General features: G+C 65.7%; 23 protein-coding genes. 14 read left to right on the plus strand and 9 right to left on the minus strand.

The window, feature by feature from the left end; translation table 11 throughout:
* A complete protein-coding gene (locus tag ACJRPG_RS20410; RefSeq protein ID WP_408001955.1) occupies positions 1-480 on the plus strand; it encodes a response regulator in 480 nt (159 codons plus the stop codon).
* On the opposite strand, the gene ACJRPG_RS20415 is transcribed toward ACJRPG_RS20410, so the two are convergent.
* The gene (locus ACJRPG_RS20415) at positions 466-1,770 is read right to left on the minus strand and encodes an ATP-binding protein (protein ID WP_408001956.1); all 1,305 of its coding nucleotides are present in this window, start codon (positions 1,768-1,770) and stop codon (positions 466-468) included. The two genes, ACJRPG_RS20410 and ACJRPG_RS20415, sit on opposite strands and share 15 nt — an antisense overlap.
* A 222-nt stretch (positions 1,771-1,992) precedes the next feature.
* Between ACJRPG_RS20415 and ACJRPG_RS20420 the strand changes: the two genes are divergently transcribed.
* From ACJRPG_RS20420 to bla, 3 genes are read left to right on the plus strand one after another with little or no spacing between them, the layout of a single operon-like run.
* A complete protein-coding gene (locus ACJRPG_RS20420; RefSeq protein WP_408001957.1) occupies positions 1,993-2,751 on the plus strand; it encodes a TorF family putative porin in 759 nt (252 codons plus the stop codon).
* Positions 2,752-2,758: 7 nt separating this feature from the next.
* Positions 2,759-4,825 carry a methyl-accepting chemotaxis protein gene (locus ACJRPG_RS20425; protein ID WP_408001958.1) on the plus strand — a complete coding sequence of 689 codons (2,067 nt, stop codon included), beginning with the start codon at positions 2,759-2,761 and terminating at the stop codon, positions 4,823-4,825.
* A gap of 54 nt (positions 4,826-4,879) precedes the next feature.
* Positions 4,880-5,797: a subclass B3 metallo-beta-lactamase gene (gene bla, locus ACJRPG_RS20430; RefSeq protein WP_408001959.1), complete on the plus strand. Its 918-nt coding sequence runs from the start codon at positions 4,880-4,882 to the stop codon at positions 5,795-5,797.
* A 3-nt stretch (positions 5,798-5,800) separates the two neighbouring features.
* Here bla and ACJRPG_RS20435 read toward each other — a convergent pair whose 3' ends face one another.
* Both ACJRPG_RS20435 and ACJRPG_RS20440 read right to left on the minus strand, forming a co-directional pair.
* On the minus strand, positions 5,801-6,205 hold the full coding sequence (locus ACJRPG_RS20435) for a DoxX family protein (RefSeq protein WP_408001960.1): 405 nt from the start codon (positions 6,203-6,205) through the stop codon (positions 5,801-5,803).
* Between the two features lie 77 nt (positions 6,206-6,282).
* Positions 6,283-7,092, minus strand: a complete 810-nt coding sequence (locus tag ACJRPG_RS20440; RefSeq protein WP_408001961.1) for a class II aldolase/adducin family protein — start codon at positions 7,090-7,092, stop codon at positions 6,283-6,285.
* Positions 7,093-7,128: 36 nt separating this feature from the next.
* Here ACJRPG_RS20440 and ACJRPG_RS20445 point away from each other — a divergent pair, with 36 nt between their 5' ends.
* The 7 genes from ACJRPG_RS20445 to ACJRPG_RS20475 all read left to right on the plus strand — a co-directional run bounded on the left by ACJRPG_RS20445 (position 7,129) and on the right by ACJRPG_RS20475 (position 13,925).
* Positions 7,129-8,013: a LysR family transcriptional regulator gene (locus ACJRPG_RS20445; protein ID WP_408001962.1), complete on the plus strand. Its 885-nt coding sequence runs from the start codon at positions 7,129-7,131 to the stop codon at positions 8,011-8,013.
* Positions 8,014-8,125: 112 nt separating this feature from the next.
* Positions 8,126-9,523, plus strand: a complete 1,398-nt coding sequence (locus ACJRPG_RS20450; protein WP_408001963.1) for an acyclic terpene utilization AtuA family protein — start codon at positions 8,126-8,128, stop codon at positions 9,521-9,523.
* Between the two features lie 11 nt (positions 9,524-9,534).
* The gene (locus ACJRPG_RS20455) at positions 9,535-9,843 is read left to right on the plus strand and encodes a DUF4387 domain-containing protein (protein WP_408001964.1); all 309 of its coding nucleotides are present in this window, start codon (positions 9,535-9,537) and stop codon (positions 9,841-9,843) included.
* 27 nt (positions 9,844-9,870) lie between these two features.
* Positions 9,871-10,641, plus strand: a complete 771-nt coding sequence (locus ACJRPG_RS20460; protein ID WP_408001965.1) for a MipA/OmpV family protein — start codon at positions 9,871-9,873, stop codon at positions 10,639-10,641.
* A 3-nt stretch (positions 10,642-10,644) separates the two neighbouring features.
* Entirely contained in the window at positions 10,645-12,042 is a 1,398-nt protein-coding gene (leuC, locus tag ACJRPG_RS20465) for a 3-isopropylmalate dehydratase large subunit (protein ID WP_408001966.1), read from the plus strand.
* Entirely contained in the window at positions 12,035-12,679 is a 645-nt protein-coding gene (gene leuD / locus ACJRPG_RS20470) for a 3-isopropylmalate dehydratase small subunit (RefSeq protein WP_408001967.1), read from the plus strand. Before leuC ends, leuD begins: the two co-directional genes overlap by 8 nt.
* 40 nt (positions 12,680-12,719) lie before the next feature.
* Positions 12,720-13,925 carry a citrate synthase gene (locus tag ACJRPG_RS20475; RefSeq protein ID WP_408001968.1) on the plus strand — a complete coding sequence of 402 codons (1,206 nt, stop codon included), beginning with the start codon at positions 12,720-12,722 and terminating at the stop codon, positions 13,923-13,925.
* 2 nt (positions 13,926-13,927) lie between these two features.
* Here the strand turns inward: ACJRPG_RS20475 and ACJRPG_RS20480 are convergent, their stop codons facing one another.
* From ACJRPG_RS20480 to ACJRPG_RS20495, 4 genes are all read right to left on the minus strand, one after another.
* Positions 13,928-15,226: a CitMHS family transporter gene (locus ACJRPG_RS20480; protein ID WP_408001969.1), complete on the minus strand. Its 1,299-nt coding sequence runs from the start codon at positions 15,224-15,226 to the stop codon at positions 13,928-13,930.
* Positions 15,220-16,260 carry a phosphoglycerate dehydrogenase gene (locus ACJRPG_RS20485; RefSeq protein WP_408001970.1) on the minus strand — a complete coding sequence of 347 codons (1,041 nt, stop codon included), beginning with the start codon at positions 16,258-16,260 and terminating at the stop codon, positions 15,220-15,222. The genes ACJRPG_RS20480 and ACJRPG_RS20485 overlap by 7 nt, the downstream gene beginning before the upstream one ends.
* 57 nt (positions 16,261-16,317) lie before the next feature.
* Entirely contained in the window at positions 16,318-18,615 is a 2,298-nt protein-coding gene (locus ACJRPG_RS20490; protein ID WP_408001971.1) for a TonB-dependent receptor, read from the minus strand.
* Between the two features lie 86 nt (positions 18,616-18,701).
* Positions 18,702-19,643, minus strand: coding sequence for a LysR family transcriptional regulator (locus ACJRPG_RS20495; RefSeq protein WP_408001972.1), 942 nt, complete (start codon positions 19,641-19,643; stop codon positions 18,702-18,704).
* 110 nt (positions 19,644-19,753) lie between these two features.
* Here ACJRPG_RS20495 and ACJRPG_RS20500 point away from each other — a divergent pair, with 110 nt between their 5' ends.
* From ACJRPG_RS20500 to ACJRPG_RS20510, 3 genes are all read left to right on the plus strand, one after another.
* A complete protein-coding gene (locus tag ACJRPG_RS20500; RefSeq protein ID WP_408001973.1) occupies positions 19,754-20,158 on the plus strand; it encodes a RidA family protein in 405 nt (134 codons plus the stop codon).
* 105 nt (positions 20,159-20,263) lie between these two features.
* The gene (locus tag ACJRPG_RS20505) at positions 20,264-21,433 is read left to right on the plus strand and encodes an MFS transporter (RefSeq protein WP_408001974.1); all 1,170 of its coding nucleotides are present in this window, start codon (positions 20,264-20,266) and stop codon (positions 21,431-21,433) included.
* A gap of 40 nt (positions 21,434-21,473) precedes the next feature.
* The gene (locus tag ACJRPG_RS20510) at positions 21,474-22,814 is read left to right on the plus strand and encodes a DUF6130 family protein (protein ID WP_408001975.1); all 1,341 of its coding nucleotides are present in this window, start codon (positions 21,474-21,476) and stop codon (positions 22,812-22,814) included.
* Here ACJRPG_RS20510 and ACJRPG_RS20515 read toward each other — a convergent pair.
* Together ACJRPG_RS20515 and ACJRPG_RS20520 are read right to left on the minus strand one after the other, a co-directional pair.
* Positions 22,806-23,264 (minus strand): MarR family winged helix-turn-helix transcriptional regulator, encoded by a 459-nt coding sequence (locus ACJRPG_RS20515; RefSeq protein WP_408001976.1) that lies wholly within the window; start codon positions 23,262-23,264, stop codon positions 22,806-22,808. The genes ACJRPG_RS20510 and ACJRPG_RS20515 overlap by 9 nt on opposite strands.
* A 30-nt stretch (positions 23,265-23,294) precedes the next feature.
* Positions 23,295-23,981 carry a sigma-70 family RNA polymerase sigma factor gene (locus ACJRPG_RS20520; RefSeq protein ID WP_408001977.1) on the minus strand — a complete coding sequence of 229 codons (687 nt, stop codon included), beginning with the start codon at positions 23,979-23,981 and terminating at the stop codon, positions 23,295-23,297.
* Positions 23,982-24,117 lie beyond the last annotated feature (136 nt).

Here is a 24,117-nt window from a genome sequence, read left to right on the forward strand (position 1 = left end):
ATGGCCAGGATCATGCTCATCGACGACGACCCGCACCTGCTGGCGGCGCTGCAGCGCACCCTGCGCCAGGGGCCGCTCGGCAGCGAACTGGTGACCGAGGCCTTCGATGATCCCTTCCGCGCCCTGGACCGCATCTGCGTGCAGGACTTCGACCTGGTGATCTGCGATTTCATGATGCCGAAGCTGAGCGGCAGCGAGCTGCTCAAGGCGCTGAAGGACGTGGCGCCGAGCACCGTGCGCATCATGCTCAGCGGCTCGCGCGATTTCGGCACCGCCCTGCACGCCATCAACGAGGCCGAGGTATTCCGCTTCATTCCCAAGCCCTGGCAGGAGGATGAGCTGGACCAGGCCATCCGCCAGGCCCTGGACTACCGCCAGGCCCTGCTGGCGGACGCCGCGCGCCGCGCCGCGGCCGAGGACGCGGAAGAGCCCGGCTTGTTCGAGGTGAAGCGCGGGCCGGACGGCTCAGTGATTCTGTGACACTTCGGCCGGCTTCACGGGCAGGCGCACCGTAAAGCGCGTGCCGCGGCCCAGCTCGGAGGCCACATCAATGCGGCCGCCGTGCTTGTTGACGATGCCGTAAGACAGCGACAGGCCGAGCCCGGTGCCCGTGCCCACCGGCTTGGTGGTGAAGAAGGGCTCGAAGATGCGGTTCAGGTGCTCCGGCGCAATGCCCACGCCGGTATCGGCAATCTCCACCCACACCCAGCCGTTTTCCGCCCCGGTGCGGATGCGTATCGTGCCCTGCTCCCTGATCGCATGGCCCGCATTGATCAGCAGGTTCATGAACACCTGGTTCAGCTGGGAAGCCAGGCAGGTGATTTCCGGCAGCACGCCGTATTCCTTCACCACCTGTGCCTTGTACTTGATTTCATTGCTGACGATATTCAGTGTGCTGTCCAGGCCGTGATGCAGGTCCGATACCTGCCATTCCGCCTCATCCACATGGGAGAAGTCCTTCAGTGCCTGCACGATATCGCGCACCCGCTTCAGGCCTTCCATCGACTCCTTGACCAGGGCGCCCAGGTCGTCCCTGAGAAAGTCCACGTCCGCGCGCACCCGCAGTGCCGCCAGCTTGGCGGCCACGGCCGGGGCTTCCGCCGCCACCGCCTCGTATTGTGCGATCACGCCGAACAGGGTGTCCGAATATTTCTGCAGCGTATTCATATTCGAGTTCACGAAGGCCACGGGATTATTGATCTCGTGGGCGATGCCTGCCGCCAGCTGGCCGATGGAGGCCATTTTCTCGGACTGCAGCAGCTGCTCATGCGCTTCGCTCAGCTTGTTGATGAGCAACTGCTGTTCGTTGTCGCGCTGGTGCAGGGCCTGCTCCATGGTCTTGCGCGCCGTGATATCGGTCAGGGAGCCGATCACCTCCAGCGGCGCCCCCGCCGTGTCGCGGATCAGGCGCAACGAATCGTGCATCCACAGATAGTTGCCGTCCTTGTTGCGGAAGCGATACTCGTAAACGCGCTGCCCTTCGGTAAACACCAGCGCCAGGCTGGAAAAAATGTTCGGTGCATCGTCGGGGTGGATATGGTCGAACCAGAAATTGGGATCGGCCAGCATTTCCTCCGGCGTGTAGCCCAGCATATGGGTCACGTTATTGCTGACGAAGGTCATCCGGAAATCGCCGCTGGGCACCGTGCAGTAAATGACGGCCGGCGTGTTATCGACCAGGTATTGCAGCCGTACGATCGGCGGTGCGCTGGGCGCAGGCGGCGGCGCTGCGGCATCGGACGAGAACAGGTCGAAGTCTTCGAATTGCATCTGGCGTCTCCGCACGGGAATGTTACCAACGGTTGTGCCAGCATACACGCAGTGGCCCAATTTGGCACGCCGTTCCGCGGCGGGCGGGATCGGCATGTTGGCAGGATCCCGCCATCTTTGGCAGCACACAAACCCTCAAAACGATTAAGGTGGCGCGTCCATGCGCTCGGCTGCAGGCCGGCAGCCATGGCGAGCCGACAAATCATTTTGAGTGGAGCGTGTATGAAGCATCAGATGTGGCCTGCGTGCGGCGCCGTCATCAGCCTGCTGCTCGCAGGCGGCAGCCCGGCAGCCCTGGCGGCCCAGCCCTCCCTGAGCAGCAACGTCACGCTGGCCAGCGAGTATGTATCGCGCGGGGTGCGGCAAAGCTGGGGGCGTCCGGCTCTGCAAAGCGGGCTGGATTGGACAGCCCCGTCCGGCTGGTTCGCGGGCATCTGGACATCGACCGTCGACAAGCGCTTCGCCGAGAAGGCGCACGGCGAGATCGACCTGTATGGCGGCTACCTCCGCCAGCTTGATACGGGCAGCCTGTCGGCGGCCCTGTACTACTACCGCTATCCGGGCGGCGCCAACCTCGACTATGGCGAGCTGTCGCTCGGCGCCAACTGGCGCGCGCTGTACGCCAAAGTCAACCTCAGCTACACCCCACGCTTCTTCGGCATCGCGGACGCGCGCGGCAGCGTTTATATCGACACCGGCGCCAACCTGGAAGCGGGCGAGGACTGGACAATCAACCTGCATGCGGGTTCCGGGCAGCTGGCAGGACGCGGCAACGCCGTCTGGGACTGGCGCGACGCCAAGCTGGGCTTGGCCAGGAAGCTGGGCAGCGGCTGGAGCACGGCCCTGGCATGGACCCGTGCATGGGGCAGCAGCGGCGCCTATGCCCACTATGTGAGCGCCCAGCGCGGACCGGACGGGCGGCCGCTGGCCACCGATGCGGGCGCGGGCACCTTCGTGCTGTCGGTATCGCGAACCTATTGAGGCCGCCATGAATCTCTTCAAGGTATCGGCCTGGTCGTTCGGAACCAAGCTGTGTGTCACGGCGACATCCCTGGTCGTCGTCAGCCTGGCCATTACCGCACTGGTGATCGGCTGGGAAAGCAAGGCCAGCGCGGAAAGCGCTGCCATGCTGCAGGCCCGCACCGCCGCGCGCGAAGCCGGCGCCATGCTGGGTGCGCGCCTCGGCGCCAGCCTGTACGCAGTCAACAGCATGGCCGGCTCCCTGCGCGCCACCATTGCGGCCGGACAACCGATGAGCCGCGGGCAGATGGCTGCCGCCGCCCGGGCGCTGCTGGAGGCCGACGACGGCATGATCGGCACCACCATCACGCTCGAACCGGATGCGCTGGACGGGCGCGATGCCGCCTATGCCGGCAAGGCGCCGCTATACGATGCCAGCGGGCGCTTCATGCCCTATTATGTGCGCAAAGCCGGCGCCACTATTGAAGTCGAACCCATCGTCTTTGCCGCCAACGCGGCGGAGAACGCCTGGTATGAAGGCCCCAAACAGACGCACCGGCTTACCCTGACCGAACCGTATACCTACCCGGTCAGCGGCAAACCCGTAGCCATGGCTTCCATGGTGGTGCCGGTGGTCGCCGGCGGCAAATTCTACGGCGTCGCCAGCGCCGACTTCATGCTGGGCAAGCTGGGCGACATGCTGGAACAGATCAACAAGGTCGAGGGGGCATCGCTGGCCCTGGTGTCCAATGGCGGCGTGTACGCCAGCCACCCGGCTCCCGCCTGGACCGGCAAGACGGCCTCGGATATCCCGGCGGCCGGACGTGACGCGGTCCGCGCCGGCCGCGCCTACGAATACAGCTCCGCCGATGGCTTCATCCACTTGCTGCAGCCGGTACGGGTGCACAGCGAGGCGGCGCCCTGGGCCATCAAGCTGAGTTTCCCTTCTTCCGTGGCCTTCGCCGCCGCGCACCGGCTGATCTCCTATACGGTTGTGGTGGCGGCCCTCTGTACGCTGGGCGCCGCGGTCATCCTGGTCATGGTGCTGATACACCTGATGCAGCCCCTGCGCGCGCTGGCTGTTACCATGGAAAACCTGGCCAGCGGCAACGCCGACCTGCGCGTCAGGCTGGCGGTACGCGGCGGCGATGAACTTGCCGTCATCAGCGCATCGTTCAACAGCTTCGTGGCCAAGATCAACCGGGTGCTGGCGCGGGTGGACAGCACCGCCGCCGTGGTGGCGGCCGCCGGCGAGGAAATCAGCCAAGGCAATGCCGACCTGTCGGCCCGCACTGAACAGCAGGCCACTGCGCTGCAGCAGACCGCGGCCTCGATCGAACAGCTCACCGGCACGGTGCGGCAGAACGCCGACAATGCCGGCCAGGCCAGGCAGCTGGCCCTGTCCGCATCGGAGGTGGCCACCAGGAGCGGCCAGCTGGTGGCCAATGTGGTGGAGACCATGCAATCCATCGACGCCTCGTCGCACAAGGTAGTCGACATCATCGCCGTGATTGACGGCATTGCGTTCCAGACCAATATCCTGGCCCTGAACGCTGCGGTGGAAGCGGCCCGGGCCGGCGAGCAGGGCCGCGGCTTCGCCGTGGTGGCGAGCGAAGTCCGCAACCTCGCGCAGCGCAGCGCGCAGGCGGCCAGGGAGATCAAGGTACTGATTGCGAACTCCGCATCCCATGTGGCACGCGGCTCGGACCTGGTCGGCGAGGCAGGCGATACGATGGGCAAGGTGGTTGACGTGGTGCAGCAGGTCACGGATATGATCAGCGAAATCGCCGCGGCCAGCGTGGAACAGGCGAGCGGCATCAGCCAGGTGAACCAGGCCATCACGTCGATGGATGGCGTCACGCAGCAAAACGCCGCCCTGGTGGAAGAGGCGGCAGCGGCATCCGAACGCTTGCGCGAACAGGGACGCCTGCTGCTGTCCCTGGTCGGCGAATTCCGTCTGGAGGAAGCGGCGCCGGTCCAGCAAGCGATGGCGCCGGCCCACCCGCCGGTGGCACCGGCCCCGCAAGCGGCGGCGCCCGCGCGCCGGGCGGCCCCCCTGCCCGCCCCGGCCGCATCGGAGTGGGAGGAGTTCTGACTTCCCTGCAGCAGCGGCGGGCTGGGATAGAATGTCGCATCTCCACCTCCGACCATGGCCACGATGATGCGCACCGCCCATGCCGCCCTGCTGGCAACCCTGTTTTCCACCACCGCGATGGCGGACGATGAGTTGTCCGCCCCGATCGACTGCGGCATGTGCAAGGAATGGAACCAGCCGCAGAAGCCCTTCCGCATTTTCGGCAACGCCTGGTATGTGGGAACGAAGGAGCTGTCGGCCATCCTGTTGACGGGGCCCAAGGGTCATATCCTGCTGGACGGCGCGCTGCCGCAATCCGCGCCGCTGATTGCGGCCAGCATCAAGGAGGCGGGCTATGACATCAAGGATGTGAAGCTGATCGTCAATTCCCATCCCCACTTCGACCACGCGGGCGGCATCCCTGCCCTGCAGCGCATGTCGGGCGCCAAGGTGGTGGCCAGCCCGGCATCCGCCAAGGTGCTGCGCGATGGCGTAGTGGGCCCCGACGATCCGCAATACGATGCCAGGAAGGTTTACCGGCTCGACCCGGTAAGCAAGGTGAACGTGGTGCGCGACCGCGAAACCATTTACATCGGCACCATCGCCGTCACCGCCCACCTCACGCCGGGCCACACGCCGGGCGGCACCACGTGGAGCTTCCGCGCCTGCGAGAACGGCGGCTGCCTCACCATGGTGTATGCCGACAGCCTGAATCCCATCTCTACGGACGGCTTCTACTTCACCGGCAATGGCAAGCAGCCCGACATTACGGCGCAGTTCCGCCAGAGCATACGCAAGGTCGCCTCGCTGAAGTGCGACATCATCGTGGCCGCCCATCCCGGCTTGACGAACACGATGCAGAAGCTGGCGGCGCGCACGGCGGAAGAAAACCCCTTCATCGAATACGAAGGCTGCCGCGACTATGCGGCCGATGCCACCAGTCGGCTGGACAAGCGCATCGCCACCGAGCTGGCGGCAAAGCAAAAGCGCTGAACATCAGTTCCAGCGCCCTCCGCTGCCGCCCGCACTGTAGCGGCCTGCGCCCAGCAGCATGACGGCCACAGCCGCGAAGAAGTACATGGCCTGCAGTTCGATGGCGGCGCCGCCATGCTCATTCATGTGGAACATCTCGCCCCGGTGCACCAGGAACACCGCGACCGCCATGTTGACGGCGATCACCAGCGCCCCAGCGCGCGTCCACACGCCGGCCAGCACCAGCAGCGGCGCCACGATTTCGCCGACGTAGACCAGATAGCCGAAGGCCGGCGGCAGGCCGGCCTTCGCCACCAGCCCGGTGATGAAGCCGACCCCGCCGACCAGCTTCGAGAAGCCGTGGAACAGGATCAGCACTGCGAGCGCCGCGCGCAATATCAGTTTGCCGAGGTCTTGGGAAGCCACCATGCCTTGTCCTTTCGGGATTGGGTTGAAACACTGTCATGGTGGACTGTACAGCAATGGCCCCGAAGAGGCCAGTTACCTCATCGCTGGTAGCCGGGATTGACACGGTCGAGGCGGCGCAGCAGACCGGGCCAGGCCAGCGCGCCGCCCAGGCCGCGGGTCACTTGCGCCGCCTGCGCCGCCATGCCCGCCACAATCGGCTGCGGGACGGAAACCAGTTCCGGCCCGCCCGCCAGCGCACGCACCTGGATCATGCAGGCCGCCTCGAAGATATACATGGCAAGGAAGGCATCCGCCACGCTGCCCGCCACCGTCAGCAGGCCATGGTTGCGCAGCATCATGAACATGTTCGGGCCGAGGTCGCGCACCAGGCGCGGGCGTTCCTCATCGTGCAGCGCCACGCCTTCATAGTTGTGATACCCCAGCGACGACAGCACGAACAGCGACTGCTGCGACAGCGGCCGCAGGCCTTCCTTCTGCGCGGAGACCGCCACGCCATTGATCGAGTGCGCATGCATCACGCAGAAGGCATCGCTGCGGCCGTCGTGCACCGCGCTGTGGATGGAAAAGCCGGCCGGGTTCACGTCGAACGGCGAATCGGCCACCTTGCGGCCGTGGTAGTCCACCTTCACCAGGCTGCTGGCCGTGATCTCGTCGAACAGCTGGCCATAGGGATTGATCAGGAAGTGGCCGGGTTCATCGGGCACGCGGCAGGACAGGTGGGTGAACACCAGGTCGTCCCAGCCGAACAATGCGTAGAGGCGGTAGGCGGCCGCCAGGTCCACCCGCGCTTTCCATTCCTGTTCGCTGCAGTCTTGTTTCATGGTTCGTCTCCTTTTGGTTTGGGCACTGGTATCTTGATCCGCGCTTGCGATAAGATGAAATAACAAAAAACCGCTTTGGCTATAAAAGACAGGAATACCCCCATGCTTGATGACGACATTGCCTACTTCATTGCCGTTGCCGATGCGGGCAGCATGGCGCGCGCGGCGCTGCGCATCGGCCTTAGCCAGCCGGCCCTGAGCAAGGCGGTGCAGCGGCTGGAACGCAAGGTCGGCGTGCCATTGCTGCAGCGCTCGGCGCAGGGCATCGAACTCACCGTGGCCGGCCAGTCCTTCCTCGCGCGCAGCCGCAGCCTGGCCAGCGACCTGGGCGACGCCGTGCAGGAAGCGCGCGACCTGGGCGGCGGCCAGGCCGGCATCCTGCGCATCGGCGCCAGCCCGGCCGCATCGAACTTCATGCACCGCACCCTGATGCCGCAGCTGCTGCAGGAGCGGCCCGCCGCCCGCCTGCGCTGCACCGCCGCCTTCAGCGACGCGCTGCTGGAGATGCTGGCGCAGCGCGAACTGGACCTCGCCCTGCTGCCGGTGCCGGACAACATCGACGCAGAACTCGAGGTGTGCCACCTGATCGACGACGGCTACAGCGTGATCGTGAACGTGCAGCATCCCCTCGCCGAGCGCGAATTCATCGTGATCGAAGACCTGGCGCAATGCCGCTGGGCCGGTTCGGGCAAGCATGAATATGCGCGCGTGCAGATGGAACGCGCCTTCGCCCTGCACAAGCTGGCGCTGCCGCAAGTGGTGGTGGAAGCGAACAACCTGCAGGCGCTGCTGATGGCCGTGTCGCGCCTGTCGCTGGTGAGCGTGGTGAATACCCATTCGGTGACGCCGGAATCCCTGCCATCCAATGTGCGCCTGCTGCCGCTGCGCTCCGAACACATACGCTGCCCGATCGGCATGGTGTGGCGGCGCGGCTATCTGTCCTCGCTCGCCACCCGCGCCCAGGAGCTGCTGCGCGCCGCCGCCTGAACGTAAACAAGCCGCCTTGTGGTGGTGATAGTTGACGACATAAATCAATATTGACAGTTTTTTCGTCATAAAAGATAGTGTCAACCGTCACTCACCAACACAAGGAACTTTCATGGCTGTCAAAAACGGCACCGGCGGCGCGGTCAGATTGCTCGTGCCAGTCGGTTCTCTGGGGGCCGGCGTGCGCGCCGCCGAAGTGCGCTACGGACTGGAGCAAGGCGCCGACGTCATCGCCTCCGACGCGGGGTCGACCGACAGCGGAGCGGCCTACCTGGCGCTCGGCATTTCCAAGAACAACCGCGAGGCGGTGAAGCGCGACCTGCTGATCCTGATGGCTGCGCAAGCGGAGAAAGGCATTCCGCTGCTGATCGGCTCATGCGGCCAGGCCGGCGGCGATGCCGGCGTGGACTGGACCTGCGAGATCGCGGTGGAAGTGGCGCGTGAACTGGGCATCCGGCCGCGCATCGCCCTGCTCTACTCCGAGCAAAGCAAGGAAGTGCTGAAACGGAAAAACGCCGAAGGCAAGATCCACGCCCTGTCAGTGCTGGGCCCGATGACGGACGCCATGATCGATTCCTGCGACCATATCGTGGCGGCGATGGGGCCGGAACCGTATATCGCCGCGCTGGAAGCCGGCGCCGATATCGTGCTCGGCGGCCGCACCACCGATACCGCCGTGCTGGCAGCGGTGCCGCTGATGCGCGGCGCGCCCACCGGCCTCGCATGGCACGCCGGGAAGATCGGCGAGTGTGGCGCCCAGTGCAGCGTCAATCCCGCCGGCGGCGCCGGCGTGCTGATCACCATCGGCGACGAGCATTTCGACGTGGAGCCGCTGAGCACCGAAAACCGCTGCGTGCCGGAGAGCGTGTCGGCGCATATGCTGTATGAGAACAGCGATCCCTTCCTGCTGGTGGAACCGGGCGGCGTGCTGGATGTGACGGCGGCGCAGTACGCGCAGCTCGATGCGCGCGCGGTGCGCGTCACCGGTTCCGAATGGGTGAACAAACCCTACACCATGAAGCTGGAAGGTGCAGGCGCGGGCCAGTACCAGACCATTATGCTGGTCGGCATCGAGCAGCCGGATGTGCTGGCCGACGTGGACGCCTTCCACGACAAATTCCTGGCCGCGCTGTACGGCCGCGTGCACAGCACCATCGGCGAGGCGGCGGGCGATTTCCACATTTCGCTGCGCATGTACGGCTGGAATGCCGTCTCCGGACGGCCGGTGCCGAAAGGCGCCCCGCCGCCGCGTGAAATCGGCGTGCTGTTCGTGGCCACCGCCGCCACCCAGGAGATGGCGACCAATATCGCCAAGGCCTGCAATCCCTGGTTCTTCCATTTCCCGATGGAGCTCGGCACCGAGCTGCCCAGCTACGGCTTCGCCTTCTCGCCGGCCGATATCGAACGGGGACCGGTGTACGAGTTCCGCCTGAATCACGTGGTCGAAACGGACGGGCCGCATGAACTGGTGCGCACGAAGTGGGTCGACCTCTCCCAAGACAATCAATAAGGACAATCACGATGACCACCTTGCAAGAGGTATGCCGCCATATCCGCTCGAAGAACGCGGGACCGTTCTGGGTCACGATGGATTTTTTCTTCGACGGCAAATACAACTTCGAGCGCTACCACGACCATCCCGCGCTGTCGGCCACCGCGATTGCGGCGGCTTTCGGCGTGGACCCGGCGATGGTGCGCCACTACCCGGTGCCGAGCCTCAATGTGCTCAAGATCTCCTACCCGCGCGCCAGCGCACAGGGCGGCGTGGTGGAGCGCGACATGCATTGCGGCCAGCAGTACGTGCGGCTGCTTGGCATTGAACTGAGTTGAACCTGAAACTGAACTGGATCTGAACACATGAACAAGCTGACTCTCCCCCTGCTCCTTACCCTCGCCACCCAGGCAGCCCATGCGGACGACACACAATATCCGGCCGAATGGCGCGGCATGATCGGCGTGGGCGTCGCCAGCAAGCCGGAATACCCCGGCTCCGGCGAGCGCAAAACCGACCTGCAGCCGGTCGGGAAGATTACCTACGGCCGCTTCTTCATCGGCGGCCAGGCCGGGCTGGGCATCGGCTACAACGCCTTCGATGCGGGCAACTTCACCTTCGGCGCCATGCTGTCGCGCGAATCGAACGGCGAACGCAAGGAATCCGATTCGCCGCGCCTGAAGGGGCTGGGCGACATCGACGAGGCCACCCGCGCCGGGCTGTTCGTCAGCTACCGCCACGACTGGCTGCGCGCCAACGCTAATGTGCTGTGGGATGTCGGCGGCAAGGACCTGGGCCTCACCGCCACCCTGTCGGCGGAAGCAGTGACCCGCGCCACGCCCGCACTGGAACTGAGCGCAGGCTTCAGCGTCACCTACGGCAATGACGAATACGCGCAGACCGCGTTCGGCATCACGCCCGCACAGGCGGCGCGCTCCGGACTGCCCGCCTACGCGCCGGGCGCCGGCGCAACGCGCGGCGCCTTCCAGCTCGGCGCCAGCTACGCGCTCACGCCGTCGTGGACGCTGGGCGCCCGCCTCAATGCCGGCCGCCTTCTGGGCGATTCGGCAAAGAGCACGGTGGTGGAGAAGAAAGCGCAGAACTCCGTCGCCTTCTTCGTCGGCTACAGGTTCTGAGCCATGGCCAGCACGCTTTACAGGAAGCTGTTCGAATCGCATATCGCCGCGCGGCTGGATGATGAATATGTGCTGCTCTACACCGACCTGCACATCATGAACGAGTACACCAGCCCGCAGGCTTTTGCGGGGCTGCGCGAACAGGGCCGCACGGTGGCCAGGCCCGAACAGCAGATGGCCGTGGTGGACCACATCATCCCGACGCATCCCAGCGCGATACGGGTGATCCAGGACGGCCCGTCGGCCCTGCAGGCCAGGAACCTGGCGCGCAACTGCCGCGAGTACGGCATTGCGCTGTTCGATACCAACGACGCCTTGCAGGGCATCGAACACGTGGTCGCGCCGGAGCTGGGCATGATCCGGCCGGGCATGGTGGTGCTGTGCGGCGACAGCCACACCACCACCTACGGCGCGCTGGGTGCGCTGGGCTTCGGTATCGGCACTTCCGAAGTGGAGCATGTGCTGGCCACACAAACGCTGGTCTACAAGCCCGCGCGAGACATGCGCATCGATGTCAGCGGCGAACTGGCGCCCGGCGTCAGCGCCAAAGACCTGATCATGTATATCATCAGCCGCATCGGCGCCCAGGGCGCGCGCGGCTTTGCCGTGGAGTTCACCGGCAGCGCCATCAGCGCCCTGTCGATCGAAGCACGCATGACCCTGTGCAATATGGCGGTGGAAGCAGGCGCCCGCACCGCCCTGATCGCGCCGGACGGCAAGGCCCGCGACTATGTATTCGAGCGCGCGTCCGACCTGCAGGGCAGCCTGCGCAGCCAGGCCGCCTCGGTCTGGGCCCTGCTGCGCAGCGATGCCGATGCCGTGTTCGACGAAACCCATTTCTTTCATGCCGCCGATGTTGCGCCCTTCGTTACCTGGGGCACGAGTCCCGACCAGGCGATTGCCATCGACAGCCGGATTCCCGCAGCGGACGGCAGCGCCGGCCACGCGCGGGCGCTGGAATACACTCGGCTGCGGGCTGGCATGCCGCTGGAAGGCCTGGCGGTCGACCGCGTGTTCATCGGATCCTGCACCAATGCCCGCATCGAAGACCTGCGCGAAGTTGCGCGCATTGTGGAAGGCCGCAAGGTGGCGCCGGGCGTGCGCGCCATGGTGGTGCCGGGTTCCGGGACCGTGCGGCGGCAGGCCGAGGAAGAAGGCATTGCCGGCATCCTGGCCGCCAGCGGTTTCGAATGGCGCAAGCCTGGCTGCTCGATGTGCCTCGCCATGAACGACGACGTGCTGGCGCCCGGCGAACGCTGCGCCTCCACCACCAACCGCAATTTCGAGGGCCGCCAGGGCCGCGGCGGCATCACCCATCTCATGAGCCCTGCCATGGCCGCCGCCGCGGCCCTTACCGGCCGCATTACCGACGTACGTAAACTGGGGGCCGCACATGCCTGAACAATACCGCCTCGAAGGCCGCATGGCCCCGCTGCTGATCGATAATCTCGACACCGACCAGATCATGCCCAAGCAGTTCCTGCGCCGCATCGACAAGGCCGGGCTGGCGGATGGCCTGCTGTATGACCTGCGCTTCGACGGAAATGGCCGGCCGCGCGCGGATTGCGTACTGAACCAGCCGCAGTACAGCCGCCCGGCCGCGCTGCTGGGCGGCGCCAATTTCGGCTGCGGCTCCAGCCGCGAGCACGCGGTGTGGGGCCTGCTGCAGTATGGCGTGCGCATGGTGGTCGCGCCCAGTTTCGGCGAAATCTTCTACAACAATGCGATGAACAACCGCCTGCTGCTGATCACCCTGCCGGAGCAGGATATCGCCCGGCTGGCGCAGGATGCGGCGGCAAGCGACACCAACCGGATACGGGTGGATCTCGACGCCATGCGCCTGTTCAGCTTCAGCCACGAAGCAGGCTTCGCGCTGAACGAACGGCACCGCCGCATGTTCCTCGAAGGCCTGGACATGATCGGCGCTTCGCTGCGCCACCGCGAAGCGATTGCCGCCTTCGAAACGGCGCACCGGCGCCGCTATCCCTGGCTGGCGAATGTGCCTTTGCGCGCCCCCGGCACGGCAGGGATGGATTAGAATATGCCGCACCATCCCACCATGAGAGAGCCGATACGCAATGGCCGACCAGTCATCGGAGAAACGCCTGATTTCCCCCCAAGCGGAATACCTGACCGCAGCTGACGCCATGAGCATGCTGGGCGTGAGCGCGCAAACGCTGTACGCCTATGTGAGCCGCAAGGGCCTGCGCACCAAGCCGGTGCCGGGCAGCCGCCAGCGGCTCTACTGGAAGGACGATATCGAAAGGCTGATGCAGAAGAAAGCCCCTGCGCAGCACGACGCCATCTTCTCCCAGAACAGCACCCTCACCCTGATTACCGAAGACGCCCTGTTCTACCGCGGCCGGAACGTGGCGGAACTGGCCGAACACGCATCGCTGGAAACCGTCGCGAGCCTGCTGTGGGGCTGCGACGAAGCCTCCACTTTCATCGACAAGGCGCCCCAGGCGCCGGCGCTGTGGTCCGAACTCGAACGCCTGTTCCGGGACCAGAGCCCCGTCAACCGCGCCACCGCCCTGTTCCCCCTGCTGGAAGAAGCCAATCCGCGCGCCTACGACCTGTCGCATGCCGGCATGGCGCGCACCGGCGCCGATATCCTGCGCTGGATGGCGGCGATTACCGTGAATGCGCCGCTGCCCACCACGGAACCGATACACCAAATGGTGGCGCGCTGCCTGAAGCTGTCGCCGCTTGGCTCGGAAGTGGTGCGCCGCATCCTGGTGCTGTCGGCCGACCATGGCTTCGAGGCCAGCGTGGTGGTAGTGCGCACGCTGGCCAGCAGCGGCGTGACGCCCTGGCGCGCGCTGGTGGGCGGCCTGGCCGTTTCCACGGGACGGCATACGAAGTTCAGCCACATCGAGTCCATGGGCCGCCTGATCCACGAGATCATCGGCAGCAGCGACCCGCGCGGCGTGATCGTGCGGCGCGCGCAGGTGGGCGATGAACTCAAGGGTTTCAATTCAGATGTGTATGCGCATGGCGATCCGCGCGCACGCGCCCTGCTCGCCTTCTGCGCGGAGGCCTTCCACGACGATCCGCGCTACCAGCGCCTGCTGGAGGCGCTGGCAACGGTGAAGGAGATCCAGGACCGCGAACCGGCATTTGCCTTCATGTGCGCGGTGGCCTGCATCCTGGTGGGCATGGAGGCGCGCGCCTCGGTGTTCCAGCTGGGGCGCGCAACCGGCTGGATTGCGCACGCCATCGAACAGTACCAGAGCGGCGACCTGAAACGGCAGCGGGGCAACTACCGCGGCCCGCTGCCGTAAGCTTAGCCCGGCAGGCTCAGGGCGCCAGTCACCACCGCTCCCGCAATCAGCAGCAGCGAACAGGAGATCGCCCACTTCATCGCGAAGCGCTGCACCGGGCCGATCTCCACGTTCAGCATCGCCGTGACCAGGTACAGCGACGCCATCAGGGGGCTCAGCGTGTGCACGGCGGAACCCAGCAATGAGGCGCGTGCAATCTCCACCGCCGGCACGCCGTAGGCCGCCCCGGTTTTCGCGAGGATAGGCACGATGCCGAAGTAGTAGGCGTCATTCGACAGCAGGAAGGTCATCGGCATCGACAGCAAGGCCGTGATCACCGCCATGTACGGGCCGGCCTGCGACGGAATCACCTCGATCATCGACAACCCCATCGCGTCCACCATGCCGGTGCCATTCAGGATGCCGGTGAAGGCCCCCGCGCACAGGATCAGCAGCATGATGAAGAAGCAGTTGTGCGCATGCGCCTCCAGCCGCGCCAGCTGCTCCTTCGGCGTGCGGAAGTTGAGCAGCAGCGCGATGGCGGAACCGACCATGAAAGTAACCGGCAGCGGCACTACGCTGGTGAGCACGCAGGCCAGCAGGCCCACGGTGAGCACCACGTTCGCGACGCGGCGGGCGGTGCCGCCCGTGAACGGCACGTCCGGCTCCGGCAGCGTGGCCACAGCGGGAGCAACGCTGCCGCCGGTATAGCCCAGCCGGCGCCGCTCGCGTTTGCCGAAATGCCAGGCCAGCACGAAGATGCCGGCGGCGGCAATGCCCATGGCGGGCAGCAAGGGCAGGAAGACGCTGTTTGGATCGATGCGCAAAGCGCTCGACACCCGCGCCACCGGCCCGCCCCATGGCGTGAGGTTCATCAGCGAATTGGTGAGGCCCAGCAGGGTAAGCAGGACCATGAGGTTCATCCCGATCCGGCGGTAGATCGGCAGGAAGGCGCCGAACACCACCAGCGCGGTGCTGGTGCCGTCGCCGTCCAGCGCCACCAGCAGCGACAGCGCCGTGGTGCCCAGCGCGATGCGCAGCGGGTCGTCGCCGACGCGGCGCACAATGGCGCGGCTCAGTGGATCGAACAGGCCCACGTCCAGCATCAGGCCGAAATACAGCACGGCGAACATCAGCGTGATGCCGATCGGCGCCACCTGCGTGAAGCCGGTGGCGATCATTGCGCCGAGTTGGGGGCCGAAGCCGGCCAGCGTGCCGAACAGCATGGGAATCAAGGTCAGCGCCACCACGGCGGACGTCTTGCGCGTCATGATCAGCAGCATGAAGCTGGCGACCATGGCGAAGCCGTTCATTGCTAGCATGGCTGCACCTCCCTGGCACGGCGGCCATCCGCGATGAGGCAGGCGGGCGGAATGGCCGTGCCGTCCAGTGCCGCGACAACGCAGCGCGCCGCCAGCATATTGGTGCGCTCCAGGCCCTCATGAGTGGAGGCGCCCGCATGCGGCGTGGCCACTACATTGGGCAGGGCAAGCAGCTGGCGCGTGACCTCCTGCATGGCAGGATCGGCTTCGCTCTGGAACACATCGAGGCCCGCGCCGCCCAGGTGGCCGCTCAGGAGGGCCTGCAGCAGCGCCGCATCGTCCACCAGCCCGCCGCGTGCGGTATTGATAAGGAAGGCGCCGCGCTTCATGCGCGCGAGCGCGCCGGCATCGATCAGGGCGCGGGTTTCGGGCGTCAGGGGCGCGTGCAAGGAAATATAGTCCGATTGTTCGAGCAGGGTTGGCAGGTTCACATAGCTTATATTATTTGCCTGGCCGTATGTCTCCGAGGGCGTCGGCGTGGCCACGAGGATGTTGGCATGGAAGGCCCGCAGGCGTTCGACGACGGCGCGGCCGATGCGGCCCAGGCCCACGATGCCGACGGTTTTGCGGTACAGGTCGCGGCCCGGCAGGATGGTCCAGTCGCCCGCTTCCATGCGGCGCTGCGATTCGCGCAGGCGGTGCGCCAGCGCCAGCATCATGCCCAGCGTGTGGTCCGCTACGCAGGCGTCGTTGCCGCCCACGGCCACGGTGCCCACTTTGCCCAGGTCGCGGATGGCGTCCATGTCCACCCGGTCGTAGCCCACGCCGCGGCGCGCCACAACGCGCAGCTGCGGCAGCTTCTCCAGCAGGCTGCGGCTGACATGGGCATGGCCCACGATCCAGCCGTCCGCGCCTTCCAGCATGGCCTGCAGCGCTGCTTCCGGCAGGCCGCCATCGGCCTGGCCGGGCGGCAGTTCCGCCAGCCGCACATGGCAGCCGTGTTCCTCAAGGAAGGCAGTTGCCGCGGCATCGAAGAAGCGCTGGCTCACCAGGACCGTGCGGTTCCGTCCGGGCTGCGTGCTGTGTATTTCCAATTGAATTCCTCTCTTCTTACATGAAAAGGCCGGCCGCGGCGGCGGCCGGCCGGTTTGCTACAGGTTGGCGCGCAGGTTCAGGCCAATGGTGCGCGGACGCCCCCAGAAGAAGTTGCGCTGCTGGGTGTAGACGTCAGGACCGTCGAAGTCTTCGCGCAGCGCCACCTTGCGGTTGGCGGCGTTGTCGATGAAGCCGTACAGCTGCCAGTTCTTCGACTCGACGCCGAAGCGCAGGTCCAGCACCGTGCTGCCGGGCGTTTTGTTCTGGTAGTGCGGCAGGTCGGAAATAATCTCGGTGCGGTGCGCCAGCCGTCCCCCCAGGAAGCCGGTCAGCGCGCCGCCCGCATTGAAGCGGTAGCTGCTGCCAAGGCTGAAGGTGCGCTTGCTGGTGCCGGGAATCGGCGTGCCTGCGGGTACCGTGATATCGCCCGCGCTCGGGCCCAGCACCACGTCGTCATCCAGTTCTGCCCTGAGCAGGGAGGCCGAGAACGACAGTTCGAAGCGCCGCGTCGGCATCCATTTCGCATCGAGGTCGAAACCCTCGCTGTGCGCACTGCCCACATTGCCCAGCGCCTTGCCCACGCCGCCGATGCCCTGTTCCACCACCTGCTGCAGGTCGTCCCAGCGCATGCGGTAAACCGACACGTTCACGCTGGCCGTATTCCCCAGCAGATTGGTCTTCATGCCGAGTTCATTGTTCACCAGCGTTTCGGGCTTGTAGTCCGGCGCTGCATTCGGCGTGAAAGGCAGGTACTCGTTCTGGCCGCCGCTGCGGAAGCCCTTGCTGTGCGTGGCGTAGCCCATCACGTCCGGCGACCATTTATAGCTCGCCGTCACCTTGGGATTGAACAGGGAGGACGAAGCGCTGCTTCCCGACGATCCGGGCGGCAAGCCGCCGCTGAGGAAGGCGAAGGCGCTGTCCCAGGTGGAGCTTGACGTACGCGTTTCCTTGAACATGCGGCCGCCGGCCAGCAGCTGGAATTCCTTGCTGAAGTCTTTCGAGATTTCACCGAACAGCGCTTTCTGCTTGATCGAGGAGACCGCGCTGACCAGCTGCGGTTCGCCGATTTCGAAGGCGCCGTCCGTCAGCGCCGACGTGACGGCCATCCAGCTCGCCTTCGGCACCCTTGCAATGGAGTTGGCCTCGGCCCGGTGCAGGGTGTCGGTCTTCTTGTAGAAGCCGCCCAGCGTCCATTTCAGCGAACTCGAACCGTCCGACACCAGGCGCAGTTCCAGCGTATCGGCCTTGGCGTTGTAATTGTGGAAGCTGTGCACCGCCGTGGCGGCATCCGGCCAGGGCACGCCCAGCAGGCCGACCGCCAAAGGCCGCAGCTGGCCGAGCGCCTCGTTGATGGTTTCGATGGTCTGCGCCTGGTCGGTATCGCCTGCAATCTTGCGGTCCGTATGCGAGGCGCTGGCGACGAAGCTGCCGATGCCGGTTTCGTATTCCACCGTGAGGTTCAGCGCGGTCAGCTTGTCGTGCTGCGTTTCCGGAATCGAGAAGGAACCGATGCCTGCTTCCGGCCCGCGGCTGCGGGTGCCGTTGTCCGCTTCGTTCACCAGCGCCATCGCGGAAATGGCGAGATCGCTGGCCGGCTCCGCGCGGAACAGGATGCGGCCGCCTTTGCTTCGCTGTTTGTTTGCATCCTTCAGGGTGCGGAACACCGTCTTGCCGTCGGTGATGCGGGCATCCATATAACCGCTGTCTTCGCGCTCGAACAGCACGGCGCGCATCCCTGCCTTGTCCGAGAAGGGAATGTTGACCATCGCATTGACGGCGTGGTTGTCGCCGCCGCCCTGCGTGCTCGACCAGATCGCTTCCGTGGCTGCCGCCAGCTGGTTGAAGCGCGGCTTGTTGGCGATGAAGCGCACCGTGCCTGCCAGCGAACCTTCGCCGAACAGCGTGCCCTGCGGCCCTTTCAGCACCTCCACACGCTGCACGTCGAAGGCGCTCAGGCCGGGGAAACGGCCTGCGGCGCTGAGCGGCATCTCGTCCACATACATGCCGGTGGCCGAACCGGTGCCGCCGTACAGGTTCATCATGTTCAGTTCGGAGATGCCGCGCACCGCCACGCCGCCCTGCCCGCCCTGCTCCTGGCGCAGCTCCACGCCCGCCATCGAATTCACCAGCGTGGCGAAGTCCTGGGCGCCGGCATCCTTCAGATTCTTTTCCGAGAAAACGTTGATCGTCTGCGGCACATCCTGCATGGCCTGCGCCCGGCGCGTTGCCGTAATCACGATCGATTCAATAGTCCCCTTTTCGGCTGCGCCCTGCTCCACCACCTGTCCAAGCGCCGACAGGGGAAGAACCGGAAGCACGCTCGCGAGTGCCAGGGTCCGGCGTATCTTTTTCATCTTGTCTCCTGATTTTTTTAAGTGAAAACACGACTTTCATGGCTGCACTTACCGCTTGATCAGGTTATTTATTTGATTAATTGCTGTCAATCTTGATTATTTTCGTCAAGTCTCCGCCTGCCGACCGGCCCATGCTCCTGCATCAGCTCAACAATCCAGTCGATGAAAACCCGCAGGCGGGTGCTGACGTAGCGGTTGGGCGGGAAAGCCACGTACAGAGGCATGGGATCGAGCAGCCAGTCGGGAAAAAGCGGCTGCAGCTCGCCGTTCGCCACATGCGGCCTGGCCATGTAGTCCGGCAGCCACAGCACGCCCATTCCCGCCAGCCCGGCAGCCAGGTAGGCGTTGCCGTCATCCACCGCCACCACATACTGGCCGCGGACATCGACGCGCTCGCCCTTGCGGCGCATGGCAATGGGATAAGTTTTGCCGCTGCGGCCCCACAGGAAAGCCACGATGCGGTGCTGCGTGCCTTCCAGCTCACGCGGATGCGAAGGCGTGCCGCAGCGCGCCAGGTAGCCGGGCGCTGCATAGACTTTCAGCTGCAGGTCGCCCACATGCCGCGCCCTCAGCGACTGGTCGGCGAGCACCCCGCCGCGCACCACGCAATCGACGCTGTCGCCGATCAGGTCTACCGTGCGGTCGCTCACGCCCATATCGATCTGGATATCGGGATAGCGCGCGTGGAAGGCGGGCAGCGCGGGCATCAGGATCATGCGCGCCAGCGGGCTTGGCACATCCACCTTCAGCTTGCCGGCCGGCGTGGCCGAGGCATTGGGCAGGCTGGCTTCCGTATCGTCCAGCTCGGCCAGCAGGCGCACCACGCGCTCGTAGTACACGGCGCCATCGGCCGTGACATTGACCTTGCGCGTGGTGCGGTTGAGCAGCCTGACGCGCAGGCGCGCCTCCAGCTGCTGCACCAGCTGGGTCACGCTGGTTCGGCTCATCTGCAGCGTTGCCGCCGCTTTCGTGAAGCTGCCTGCCTCCACCACGCGGGCAAAGGCTTTCATTGCATCGAAACGGTCCACTGCCGGCTCCTATTGTTTTGGTTTCGCAAATAGTGATGCCTAGTTTCGCGTGTTTATCCTCAAAACACAAACCGTTAAAGTGGGCCCAGATAATTTTCAAGGAGCCCAGCATGATCAACCGTGACGTCGTATTCCCGCCCGGCCGCCGCGCGCTGTACGAGAAAAACCACTATTCCCCCGCCATCCGTTCCAACGGATTCCTGTTCGTCTCCGGCCAGGTGGGCAGCCGCGAAGACGGTTCTCCCGAACCCGAGCTCGCAACGCAGGTGCGGCGCGCATTTGAAAACCTGAATGCTGTGCTGCATGCCGCGGGCTGCAGCTTCGACGACGTGGTGGACGTGACCGTCTTCATGGTCGATCCGGAGGCGAACTTCGAGAAGGTGTGGGCGGTGGTGCCCGAGTACTGGGGCGCGGCGCCCTATCCCACGCTGACCGCCGTCGGCGTGACCTGGCTGTATGGCTTCCAGTTCGAGATCAAGGTGATCGCAAAGCTGCCGGATTCCGGAGGGGCTTGACATTATGGTGTATATGCACCAAACTGTGTGACATCCCAAGCTGCCGGCAATGGCAGCTTTATTCTTACCTAGTTTGGTGTATATACACCATATGGAGCAAATCTTATGGACCGCCGTTTATTCGCCCTTGCCGTTGGCATGTTCGCCGTGGGCACAGACAATTTCGTGATCGCCGGCATTCTTCCCCAGGTGGCGCAATCCCTTGGCGTACCGGTTCCGGTAGCCGGGCAGATGGTCACGATTTACGCGCTGAGCTACGCCCTGCTGTCGCCGTTGATTGCAGCCTTCGCGGCGCAGGTGCCGCGCAAGCAGCTGCTGCTCGCCGGCCTGGCGATTTTCGTGGCCGGCAATGTCATCACGGCGCTGGCGCCCACCATTGGCTGGGTGCTGGCCAGCCGTTTCATCGCCGGCCTCGGCGCCGCCATGTACAGCCCCACCGCTACAGCAAGTGGCGCAGCACTGGCGGCCCCCGAGAAGCGCGCCCGCGCGCTGGCCATCGTTGTCGCCGGCCTGTCCACCGCCACCGCGCTTGGCTCGCCGCTGGGCACCCTGATCGGCAGCCTCGGCAACTGGCGCGACACGCTGTGGTTCGTGTCCGCCGTGGGCACGGCGGCCGGCGCGGCGGTGTATTTCCTGCTGCCCGCCATTCCCGCCCTGCCTCCGGTGAGCTTGCGCCAGCGCCTGGCGCCGCTGCATGACCGGCGTGTCGCGCTGACCCTGCTCACCACGCTGCTGGCCTATGCCGGCCTGTTCTCGGTGTACACCTACATCGGCACCAGCTTCGACCGCGCAACCGGCGGCGACGCGCAGGTACTGGCCGGGCTGCTGCTGCTGTGGGGCGTTGCGGCGACCATCGGCAACCTGGCCGCGGGCCAGCTGACCGACCGCTTCGGCAGCCAGCGCATCATCAACGGCGCCATCGCGCTGCTGGTGCTGAACTTCCTGGCCCTGCCATGGACCAGCGCCAGCCTGCCGTCGGCCGTGCTTGCGCTGCTGGTGTGGGGCATCTGCGGCTGGGGCCTCGTGGTGCCGCAGCAGGCACGCCTGATCGGCATCACACCCGCGGCGGCGCCGCTGCTGATGGGCCTCAATTCGGCAGCCCTGTATGTGGGCGTGTCGGCGGCGGGCGTGATCGGGGCGGCCGGCCTTGCGCTGGCGAACCGCCACCTGCTGGGCCTGATCGCCGCCGTTCCGGTCGCGCTGGCCCTGCTGTCCGCGCAACTGGCCGGGCGCGATATCCGCAAGGCGGCCGTAGCGGCGCCAATCGCAGCTTGACAAAGCCATGTCCATGACCAGAATGAATGAAGGGAAAACCATGTCCACGCTACACCGCACCCTCTTCGCTTCGCTGCTGAGCCTGTTGCCGCCTGGCGGCGTGCTGGCGCAGGATGCAAGCCCGCCGCCAGTACTGCCGCTGGCCGCCGAGCCGCTGCCGAAGCTTACCGTCTATCCCCCTGTGCCGGAGGCGCTGGCACGCGGCGTCGTGATCCTGCAATTCCGCACAGATCACCTGCGGGTGATGCCGGTATTCGGCGCCAAAGCCGCCGAGGTGTCGCCACATCTGGGCCACCTGCACATCACCGTCGACAGCTGGCCGGGCACCTGGGCGCACACCAGCAACGATCCGCTGATCCTGGTCGGCCTCACGCCCGGCCCGCACAAGATCCTCATGGAACTGGCGGATCCGAATCACAAGATCGTCGGCAGCGAGACCGTGCGGGTCACGGTCCCCGACAGCAAGGCGGCGCACGCGCACCATGCCCCTCCAGCCACGGAGTCCACCATGAAGATTGAAACGATACAGGCCCGCCCTGGCCTCCAGCTGCGGCGCATGGTGCTGCGGCCGCCGCAGCCGAAAGGAACGGTACTGCTGCTGCATGGCTTCCCCGAAACGCTGTACGCGTGGAAGGAAGTGGCCGAAGCGCTGTCCAGGGAATACGAAGTGCATGCCTTCGACTGGCCCGGCTTCGGCCAGTCGCAGCGGCCCGCGGCCAGCCAGTTCGCCTATGCGCCGGCGGACTACGCCGCCGTGCTGCAGGACTATATCCGGGCCAGCCGCATCGACAGCGCTTCGCTGGTGATCTACGCCACCGACATCGGCGCCCTGCCCGCCCTGCTGGCGGCGGTGGAACAGCCGGCCATTGCGCGGCATATCATCGTGGGCGACTTCGCCCCCTTCAACCGTCCGCAATACATGTTCGACAGCCTGCAAGGCCTGAAAAGCCAGCCCTCGGCCAGCGTGGTACACGCGGCGATGAACAGCAACCGCGACGAAATCCTGGAAAACGCCTTCCGCCGCGGCCTGCAGCCTGGCGAGCAATACGAACTGCAAGGGGAATACAAACAGGACCTGGCGGCGGGCTGGCGCCGCGAAGGACTTACACCGGCCGATGCCTTCTACCACTACTACTCGCACTTCACGCGCGATCAGGACTACCTGGAAGCCAACCTGGCCAGGCTGAAGACGCCGGTAACAGTGCTGTGGGGCGAGAAGGACATCTACATCAAGAAGGAGATGGGCGCAGAATTCGCGGAAAAGATCGGTGTACGGCAAACGGTATTGCCAGGGATGGGCCACTACCCGCACCTGCAGGATCCGAAGCAGGCGGCAGACCATATACGCGCCGCATTCGCGGCGCCGCCGGCCTTACGCTGACTCCGAAGGAAGCGCGCCGGCAATGCTCAGCAGCGCTTCCGCGCCTTCCCTTCCCAGCATTTTCTTCGCCGCGGCCTGCGCCTCGCGCCAGGCCGGCATGGCGTTCTCCATCAAGGCCCGGCCGGCCGGCGACAATATGATGGGACGGCTGCGGCCGCGCTCCGGCACCACCTCTTCAACCCAGCCTTCATCCAGCAGGAGCTGCAGGTTGCGGGTGGAGGTCGAGCGCTCCTGGTGGTTGGCGCGGCCCAGCTCCGCGCGGCTGGCCCCGTTCATGCGGGCGATGCGCACCAGCATGGAAAACTGGGAGGCGTTCACGCCGTAGCTGCGCAGGGCATTGTCGTAGATGCTCGTAATCACGCGCGCGATCGAGCGCGTACGCGTCAGCAGGCAGTTCTGCAGTACTTCGTCAACCAGGCCGGCGTCCGGCTCCCGCGCTTTTTTCGTCATGCCGTCATTTTAGTGTAGATACACCACAAGTCAAGCCGCCAGCGCCATGTGGTAGCAGCTATCGTTGGCGCAGGCATCGATGCGCAGGCGGAGCGATGCGCGCACGGAAACCGGCTGCTCCTCTCCCAGCAGCGTGACCATGGCCGGCAGGTCCATGCCGTTGATGGCGGCCTGGAAGCGGCGGATCAATTCGCGGCAAAGCTTCTCGCCGGGCGGTATCTCCGCCTCCCGTTCACGCAAGCGGCGCCGGGCGCGCGCCAGGTACTGGCGGGCATTCACGGTACGGGTGCCGAGCGCCGCCGCAATGGCGGCGTGCTCGCAGTCGAATACTTCATGCAGCACCAGTGCCAGGCGCTCGGACGGGGACAGCGTCGCCAGCATGCGGGCCAGCGCCTCGGCCAGTTCCGCGCCCCGCAGCAGGCCGTCTTCCGGCAGCGCAGGTTCCGGTTCCGGCATGAGCTCCATGGCGATGCGCGCCGCCGCGCCGTCGCGGGCGCGCTTGCGCAGGCGGTCGATGGACTGGTGCTGCACCACGGTGGTCAGCCATGCCGCAGGCGTGGCCAGCGCCGCCTGTTCGGCGCCCTGCCATTTGAGAAAACAGTCCTGTACAACGTCCTCCGCTTCCGCTTCGCTGCCCACGATGCGGGCGCTGATCGCCTTCAGGCGGGGACGGAGCTGTTCGAACAGCGCGCCGTCCGTATCGGTAATGCGTGGCATCGGAAATCTCCTGTCTGGTGCTGGCACCACTTGACGCTCGGCCGGCCCCGAATGTGACAGCGCCAGTTTATATTTTTTTCGCCGTCACGCCGGCCTTCGCACAAGCGTCAAGGGTACGACACATGAAACCAAAGGA

This window comes from Pseudoduganella rhizocola (assembly GCF_045984285.3).
Lineage (GTDB): Bacteria > Pseudomonadota > Gammaproteobacteria > Burkholderiales > Burkholderiaceae_D > Rugamonas.